Source organism: Actinosynnema sp. NPDC053489, from assembly GCF_044544865.1.
GTDB lineage: Bacteria > Actinomycetota > Actinomycetes > Mycobacteriales > Pseudonocardiaceae > Actinosynnema.
On sequence record NZ_JBITXT010000009.1, the window covers coordinates 145,961 to 154,312 of the forward strand.

General features: G+C 72.6%; 6 protein-coding genes. 5 read left to right on the top strand and 1 reads right to left on the bottom strand.

The features are described from left to right. The first annotated feature begins 620 nt into the window (after positions 1-620). The 5 genes from ACIGNX_RS22190 (at position 621) to ACIGNX_RS22210 (ending at position 7,327) form a co-directional block, all read left to right on the top strand. Positions 621-1,808, top strand: a complete 1,188-nt coding sequence (locus ACIGNX_RS22190) for a cytochrome P450 (RefSeq protein ID WP_396542566.1) — start codon at positions 621-623, stop codon at positions 1,806-1,808. Between the two features lie 479 nt (positions 1,809-2,287). Continuing rightward, positions 2,288-3,892, top strand: coding sequence for a prenyltransferase/squalene oxidase repeat-containing protein (locus ACIGNX_RS22195; RefSeq protein WP_396542567.1), 1,605 nt, complete (start codon positions 2,288-2,290; stop codon positions 3,890-3,892). A 14-nt stretch (positions 3,893-3,906) separates the two neighbouring features. Further along, on the top strand, positions 3,907-5,169 hold the full coding sequence (locus ACIGNX_RS22200) for a cytochrome P450 (protein ID WP_396542568.1): 1,263 nt from the start codon (positions 3,907-3,909) through the stop codon (positions 5,167-5,169). Next, positions 5,166-6,098, top strand: coding sequence for a UbiA prenyltransferase family protein (locus ACIGNX_RS22205; protein ID WP_396542657.1), 933 nt, complete (start codon positions 5,166-5,168; stop codon positions 6,096-6,098). The genes ACIGNX_RS22200 and ACIGNX_RS22205 overlap by 4 nt, the downstream gene beginning before the upstream one ends. Continuing rightward, positions 6,095-7,327: a cytochrome P450 gene (locus ACIGNX_RS22210; protein WP_396542569.1), complete on the top strand. Its 1,233-nt coding sequence runs from the start codon at positions 6,095-6,097 to the stop codon at positions 7,325-7,327. The genes ACIGNX_RS22205 and ACIGNX_RS22210 overlap by 4 nt, the downstream gene beginning before the upstream one ends. 220 nt (positions 7,328-7,547) lie before the next feature. On the opposite strand, the gene ACIGNX_RS22215 is transcribed toward ACIGNX_RS22210, so the two are convergent. Next, positions 7,548-8,102, bottom strand: coding sequence for a hypothetical protein (locus tag ACIGNX_RS22215; protein WP_396542570.1), 555 nt, complete (start codon positions 8,100-8,102; stop codon positions 7,548-7,550). Between the last annotated feature and the right edge of the window lie 250 nt (positions 8,103-8,352).

Sequence of the window (8,352 nt, forward strand, 5' to 3'; positions counted from 1 at the left end):
GGAGTCGACATCCATCACGAGATCATGATCATGGACGGTTACACCACGCCACCACCGACTACGTGACAGAGCCGCTCGTTTGACAGTCCCCGGCAACGGCGAGTTCACCCCTCTGGGGACTAGCCGAGATCGGCGCCTGCCGCCAGTCTCGAAATGGCACGTGCGGGCACCACCGGTAGACCGGCACACCGGTTCGGCAGTGCACCTGTCACCGACGCGAAGCCCTTCGGCCGCGCCTCTCGACGCGCTTCCACCAACGGAGGGGACGCCTTGGACCCGTCTCGCGAGACCTGGGTGCCCGTGCGGCCGCCAGCGGTGCCCGACCGGGGTGCCCCTGACAGGAACGCCCTCCGGCGGGCAACCGTTGTTGATCGTGTGTCCGATCTCCCGCCTGGTCCCGTCGCAGAGCCTGTCCACCCGGTCGACGTGAGCGCCGGCGGAGAACGGAGGAGCGGCAGGGGGCGGGCCCGGCGACCCGTCACCACGACGCGAACACCGTACCGGTGCACAGCCAGGACAGCCGTGCCGCAGCTCGACCGGTGGCCGATCACCGCGGGTCCGGCGCGGTCCGGCGCGGTTCACCCGTGTTTCCCGCTGCGGCGAGCCTCCCGGGGGCTGACGTGGCCGAGACGCTGACCTCGCTGCCGACCAGGCGCGACAACCACTTCGACCCACCACCGGAGCTGCTGCGGATCAGGGACGAGCCGGTGCACCGCCTGATCTTCCCGGACGGTCACCCGGGCTGGCTCGTCATCGGTTACTCGACGGCCCGCAAGGTGTTGGCGGATCCCCGGTTCAGCGTGCGGCAGGAACTGAGACGCGAACTGATCAGCCGCGGCTCCTCCGCGCTTCCCGAGGAACCGGCACAACCCGGGTTCTTCGTCAGGATGGACCCCCCGGAGCACACCCGCTACCGACGCCTGCTGACGGCTCACTTCACGGTCCGGCGGATGAGCCACTTGGCCACGAGGGTGGAGCAGATCACCGGGGAACGCCTGGATGCCATGCGGCGATCGGGGCCGCCCGTGGACCTGGTCGAAGAGTTCGCGCTACCGATCCCGTCCATGGTCATCTGCGAGCTGCTCGGCGTTCCGTACGCGGATCACGAGTTCTTCCAGCGCCACTCGGCGACCACGGTCACCCTGGACGTCTCCCGCGAAGAGCAGGCCGGTGCAATGTCCGCGCTCCGGGAGTACCTCGCGGAACTCACCGCGGCCAAGCGCGCCGATCCCGGGGACGACCTGCTGAGCACGCTGACCCGCGACGAGGGGCTCACCGACCTGGAGATCGCCAACATCGCCCTGCTGCTGCTCCTCGCCGGCCACGAGGCCACCGGGAACATGCTGGCGTTGGGGGCCTACGCGCTGCTGCGCAACCCCGAGCAGCTCGCGCTGCTGCGATCCGACCCGTCACTGATGGGAGGGGCCGTCGAGGAACTCCTGCGCTACCTGTCAGTCGTCCACCTCGGCACGCGGCGTGTCGCGCTGGAGGACGTGGAGGTGGACGGCACCCCGGTCAGGGCGGGTGAGACCGTGTTCGTCTCGCTGCCGGTGGCCGACCGCGATCCGGGGCGCCACACCAACCCCGACGAACTGGACATCACCAGGCCGGCGCGCGGCCACCTCGCCTTCGGCCACGGCGTGCACCAGTGCCTGGGGCAACAACTGGCCCGGATCGAACTCAGGGTCGGCTACACGGAGCTGCTGCGGAGGTTCCCATCACTGCGCCCGGCGGTGCCGCCCAGCGCCGTGGCGATGCGGGAGAACACCGCCACCTTCGGCGTGCGATCCCTGCCGGTCACCTGGTAGGGGGTGGCTCCGAGTCACCCGGGACCGGGATCAGGCGCCCGGTGGCGTCCGGACGCGGAACGACCGCACAACCGGGCAATCGCCGTGCCCCCGCTCGTCGCCGGAAGTGACGTGGGGGTCGTCGCGGAAGCGGTCCCCGACCGCCGGCGCACCCGCGGCCACGAACGCCTGTGCCACCACCAAGAGGACGCGGTCGACCGGTCCGCGATCCGCGTCACCAGCCGCGGTACCCCGGAAGCGGGCACCGGTGTCAACTCGGCGCGACAGGGTGGAGGCAGGGATTCACTCCTCCGGGGGATAGTCGAAATTGTCGGCCACGACCAGTCTCGAAATCGCGGCATGCGCGCATCATCGGCGAACCGTCCACACCGGTTCGGCACCGGCCCGTTTACCGAGCAGAGCCCTGTGATTGCGCCTTTCGATGCGATTCCACCTCAACGGGGAACGCCTCAGACCGCCTTGAGTCGAGGAGGACGTCGATGGACGTCAGCGGGCGGGTCGAGGCCGGGGGTGCGGCGGTAGCCGCGGTGCTGGACCGGCTTTCCGCGCCGCCGTACGGGCAGACCACGCCGTCGCCGTACGAGACCGCGCGACTGGTGAGCCTGGCCCCGTGGCTGGACGGGCATCGGCGGCGGCTGCGCTTCCTCGCCGCGACCCAGCGGTCGGACGGGGGCTGGGGCGGGGCCGACGGCTATGCGGTGGTGCCGACGCTGAGCGCGACCGAGGCACTGCTGACCACGTTGCGCCGCCACGGTAACCGGACCGGCGAACCGCCGGAACTGGCCGGGTCGGCGGAAGCGGCCAAGCGCGGCCTGGACGCGCTGCTCGGCTGGCTCGGCCCGGGCACCACGGTGTCCATCCCGGACACGATCGCGGCTGAACTGCTCGTTCCGCAGTTGGTTCGCGCCGTCAACCGCCACCTCGACGCGCTGGCCTCCGACCAGCGGCAGGCACTCGGCACGTGGCCGCGTGACCTCGGGCGGCTCGGTCTGCCCAACGGGATGGACGACGAAACCTTCACCTCGGCGCGGAACGCGGTCACGCTCGGCGCGCCGGTGCCCGTCAAGTTGTGGCACTCGCTGGAATTCCTCGGTCCGGGCGCACGCGGTGCGGCGAGGGTGGAGCCGACCTGTGGCGTGGTGGGCGGTTCGGCCGCGGCGACGGCGGCCTGGCTGGGCGGCCCGGACGTGCCCGGCGTGGAGCACCGGGAGTCCCTCGCCCACCTGCGGGGACTGCAGGCGTGGCACGGCGGGCCGGTGCCCGGCGTCTGCCCGATCACGGTGTTCGAGCACGCCTGGGTGCTCATGGCGCTGGCCGACGCGGTGCCGGACCTGCGTGCCCCTGCCAAGGCGATCGCGACGTTGCGCGCCGCGATCGGGCCGGACGGCGCGCCCGCAGGACCCGGCCTGCCCGCCGACTCCGACGACACCGCCGCCGTGCTGTACGTCCTGGCACGCCTGGGCAGCCCGCGTTCGGTCGACTGCCTGTGGCGGTACGAGGGCCCGGACGCCTTCGAGTGCTTCACCGGTGAGCGCACGCCGTCGACGAGCACCAACGCGCACGTGCTCGACGCCTTGGTCGCGAGCGCGCCCGGTGAGCCCGCGCGTCGGCGGGCCGCGGTGAACCGGATATCCGGGTGGCTGCTCGACCACCAGGAGGCGGACGGCCGCTGGTGGGACAAGTGGCACGCTTCGCCCTACTACGCGACCTCCTGCTGCACCGGGGCGCTCGCCAGGGCGGGCCGCGCGGGCTCGTCGGCGGCGATCGGCCGGGCCGTGGCGTGGGTGCTCGCGACCCAACGCCCGGACGGCTCGTGGGGCCGCTGGGCGGGTACCGTCGAGGAGACCTCGTACGCGATCCAGATCCTGCTGCACAGCACCGGTCCCGCTGACCCCGGTACCGTGGCGCGGGCCGTGGCCGACGGGTGCGCGTTCCTGCTCGTGAACGACAGCCCGGACGACTACCCGCCGCTGTGGCACGACAAGGACCTCTACGCCCCGGTCAACGTGATCGCGGCGACTCGGGTGGCCGCGCTCCGCCTGGCGTCGGCGCGGCCCCTCGTCGCCCGCCTGATGGCCGAGTGACCGGGATGGCGGTCGTGGGCAACGTCGACAGGGTCCGGTACGCGGTCCGACCGCTGGAGTTCCTGGACGAGCGCGGCCACGACCCGAGCGGGATGATCCAGCTGACCCCGTCCCGTTTGCTGGTCTCGGACCCCGCCGCGATCGGCCGGATATTCCGGTCCGACCGGAGCATGCCGGTGGACGGCACCAGCACGCTGGGACCACTGGTCGGACGTGCTTCGCTGTTGTTCGCCAACGGCCCGCGGCACGCGGCGTACCGCGAGGTCCTCGGTCCCGCCCTGCGCGGCGGCCCCCTGCGCGGGTACCGCGGAATGATCTCCTCGGCCGCGGAGGAGGCCGTCGCGGGGCTGGTCCCGGGGACCGTGTTCGGGCTGCCCGGCTGGACCCGGGCGCTCACCCTCCGGATCATCGGCCGCATCGTGTTCGGTGCGCTGGGGGACGAGCCGCTGTGGCCGTTCACCCGGTGGGTGGAAGGCGCCCTTGGTTCCCGGGGGCGCACCCTGTGCTACCGGTACGGGCGTGCACCCCGGCCGCTGCCCTCCCCGTGGCAGACGTTCCTGCGCCGCAGGCGGCGGCTCGGCGAGGAACTGGTCGCCCGCGCGCACCGGTCGGCCGCCGAGGGTGTGCCGTGCCTCGCCGCGCTGCTCGTCTCGGGTGCCGAACCGCTGGGTCCGCTCGGCGACGACGAACTACTCGACCAACTGGTGTCGCTGCTGTTCGCGGGGCACGAAACGACGGCGTCCGCCATCGCGTGGACGCTGTACTGGCTGGACCGGCACCCCGCGATCCGGGCCGACATCGCGGACGAGCTGGCCGAAACGCAAGGGGATGGCTCGAACGCCGCCGACGTGCCGCTGCTCGACGCGGCGTGCCAAGAGGCGCTGAGGCTCACCCCACCGGCCACGCTCGCGGGCAACCGGACGCTCACCGAAGCCACCGTGCTGGCCGGCCGGTCGATGGCCGCGGGCACCAGGCTCACGCCGTGCATCTACCTCACCCACCGCCGCCCCGACCTCTACCCGCACCCGCTCCGGTTCGACCCCGGTCGGTTCCTCCACAGGCCGGCCCCCCACCAGTACCTGCCCTTCGGCGGCGGCACCCGGCGGTGCCTCGGCGCCGACCTGGCGATGTCGGAGACGCGCGTGATCGTCGCCGCGGTGGTGCGCGCCCTCCGGTTCCGGTGCGTCAACCCGGAACGGGGCGTGCCCCAACTGCGGGGGCCCGCCATGGCGCCTCCCGCCGACCTGCGCGTGGAGGTGACGGCGTGGCGGCGATGAGCACCGGTCGGCCCGGTTACTGGCGAGCCGTCCACCGCGTGCACCGACTGGAGCACCCCTTCGCCCTGCACTACCTCTGCCACGCCGCGTGGGGCGCCTGCTTCGCCGTGGCCGAACCGGCGGACCTGCTCCGGGCCCCGGTGCTCGTGGCGGTGCTGGCGAACGCGGTCCAGATCCTCTCCCAGGGGCCGCTCAACGCCGCTGCGGACGTGGCCGGGGACCGGGTCAACCCGGGCAAGAGCGGCATCGCCACGGCGGTCCTGCGGCCCGGACCCGCGCACGTGGCGCTCTGGGGGCTCGCGGAGATGGCCGTCGCCGTCACGGCGTGCGCCGCCGTGGCACTCCACCTGGACCGCCCGCTGGTGGTGGTCCCGGTGGTCGTGTCCAGCGCGTTGCACCTGATGTACAACGTGGAACCGGTCAAGCTCAAGCGGCGCGGCATGGCCAACCCGGCCTACTTCGGGATGACCTTCGCCGTGCTGCCGTTCCTGTCGACGTTCGCCGCGGTGCGGTCGGACGTGCCCGCGTGGACCTGGCCGCTGTGCGCGGGCCTCGGGGTGCTGATGATGGGCCGCACGCTGTGGTGGGCCGTCCCGGACCGCGACGCGGACGCGGCCGTGGGAGTGCGCACCCCTGCCGTGGACTACGGCGCCCGGCGCGCCCTGCTCGTGGCCTGCGCGCTGACGGCGCTGGGGCTCGTCGGCACCGGCTGGGGGCTGTGGTGGGGACACGGCGCCGCGTGGGCCGTGCTCGGCGTCCTGACCGCCGGGCTGTTCCTGGTCGACGTCCTGCGCCTCACGACCACGATCACGGACGACCGGCTTCCCGACGAACGGAGCCTGCGCGAGCGCACACTGGCGGTCGTGGTGGTCTCCGACGCCGCGCTGGCGCTGTTGCCCCTTGTCGCCGTCACGGGAGCGGGATCATGACGACCACCGAACCGCCCGACGTCCTCACCAGGGTGCTGCAACCCGATCTCATCGACGACCCCTACCCCTACCTGGCACGAGTGCGCGAGCACCACCCGGTGCACCGCGCCCCCGCCGGTTTCCACCTGATCACGCGGCACGCGGACTGCCGACGGGTGCTGGAGGACGTCGAATCGTTCCGCGTCCCCCGGCCGGACCAGGTCGACACCCTGTTCCCGCTGGCCCGGCGCTACCGCGCGGTACGGATGATGACCCAGTCGCTGACGATGAAGGACCCCATCGAGCACACCCGGCTGCGCAGGTTGATCGGCCGCGATTTCACCCCGCGCGGGATCGCGGGGCTGCGCCGGAACGTGGTGCGGACCTGCGACCGGGCGCTGGACGCCGTGGCGGAACCGCTGCGCGACGGAGCCGTGGTCGACCTGCACCGCGCGGTGTCGCTGACCGTGCCCACCGAGGTGCTCGCCGACCTGTTCGGGTTCCCGGAGCCGGACCGGGCATGGCTGTTCGGGCACTTCGAGGCCGTCCTCACCTCCTTCGTGCCCGGCGCGTCCGAGCGTGCGGTGGCGGAGGCGGAGGCGGCGAACGCCGAGGTGGAGCACTACATCCGGGACCTCGTCGCCGCGTACCGGCAGGGACCCGGAAGGGGTTTGCTCGCGGCCTGGGCGTCGATGCACGAGGACGATCCCGACCAGTTCACCCACGACAAGTTGGTGGCCCTGGTGTGGGGCCTGATCGCGGGTGGGGTCGCGACCGTGGCGGCCGGGATGAGCAATGCGGTGCTCGCCCTGTTGCGCGAGCCGGGGTCGTCCGGGTGGCTGCGGGGCGGCGAGCACGAGGCCGGCCGCTTCGTCTCCGAGGCGCTCCGCCACCAGTCGCCGTCGTTCGTGTCGGGGGTACCCCGGTACGCGGTCCGCGACGTCGAACTCTCCGGGGTCACCGTTCCGGCCGGCGCCGAGGTGCGGACCATGTTGAGCTCGGCGCACCGCGACCCCGCCGCGTTCCGCGATCCCGACCGGTTCGACCCGACTCGCGACCTCGGTCAGACGCTGGTGTTCGGTCGCGGCATCCACTACTGCCTCGGTGCCCTCCTCGCCCGGGCGGAGATCGAAACCCTGCTGCCCGCACTGCACCGCCGCCATCCGAGCCTCGCGCTGGCCGGGGAGCCCGTGTGGCGGCCGGCCCTGCCGTTGCGCTCGGTGCAACGACTGCCCGTGGCCATCGGCTGACCGGTCCGTCACGGTCCACCCGAGCGGCGGGTTCTTCCGCTTGAGCGGCTCGATCTCGCAGCCGGCCCCGCCGGGGGGTGGTTGCCGCGTCGAGCGGGGGGAAGCCGGGCTCCCGGTGGCCCTTCCCCTCGCCGGTGCGGCGGGACGGCAATCGCGCCACCCGCCGCGGACCGGCACCCTGGGTGAACGCCCGGACCGGCAACCGGGCGCCCCGTCGAGTTCAGGGCGAGGTGATCTCCAGGGTGGCGAGTGAGTAGATGCCGGAGACCGTGCCCAGTCCGGCGGTGCACAGCAGCACGTCGGCGGCCGGGCCGGTGAGCACCTGGGCGACGGTGCTCCCGGTGAACAGGCCCGAGGTGACCGTACCGGTGAAGGTGCTGATCAGGGCGGCACCTGCGATGGTGGCGCTGCTGTTCCCGGAGATGGTTGAGGTCTGGCCGGTGTTCCAGGTGATGGTGAGGGTGAAGGACCTGGAGCCCAGCAGATCGAGGCAGGACGTGTCGGGGACGGACCCTGCGGTGGTGCGGGAGCCGGAGGTGATGGCCGGGTTGCTCAGCGACACGCACGGCCCGTACTGCGCCGTGGCGTTGTAGGCGACGGTCTGCGGCGTCGCGGTCATCGGCGGGTTGTAGGTGATGTTGTTGCTGCTGGGCGGGGTGCAGGTCACGTCAAGCACCCCGGCCGAGGCGGTCCCGGCCGGCCCCAGCACGGTCAGCGCCAGGGCGGAGGCGGCCGTCATCAGCGTGGCCGCGGCGGTACGTAACGACTTGATCATCATCGCTCTCCATCCGGACGGCACCCGGCACCCCTTATGGGCGCGAGCACGCGCCAAGCGCCAAGGATGCGCCCGACAAGACGCCCCCACCAGAACCGGACGGTCCCCCGGAACCGGGACCGGACGATCCCCCGTCACCTTTTCGCAGCTCTTGATCAGGAGTGGTGACCGCCGGGTCCGGCACGACTGGCGTCCCCGGTCGAACGCAGATCCGGGGTGGTGTCACCGGACCCGGCGGCATCGCGGGACC

Excerpts from the sequence above, each read along its gene's own strand:
- ACIGNX_RS22195 (WP_396542567.1), top strand. The coding sequence starts at position 2,288 with ATGGACGTCAGCGGGCGGGTCGAGGCCGGGGGTGCGGCGGTAGCCGCG.
- ACIGNX_RS22215 (WP_396542570.1), bottom strand. The coding sequence starts at position 8,102 with ATGATCAAGTCGTTACGTACCGCCGCGGCCACGCTGATGACGGCCGCC.
- ACIGNX_RS22210 (WP_396542569.1), top strand. The coding sequence starts at position 6,095 with ATGACGACCACCGAACCGCCCGACGTCCTCACCAGGGTGCTGCAACCC.
- ACIGNX_RS22205 (WP_396542657.1), top strand. The coding sequence starts at position 5,166 with ATGAGCACCGGTCGGCCCGGTTACTGGCGAGCCGTCCACCGCGTGCAC.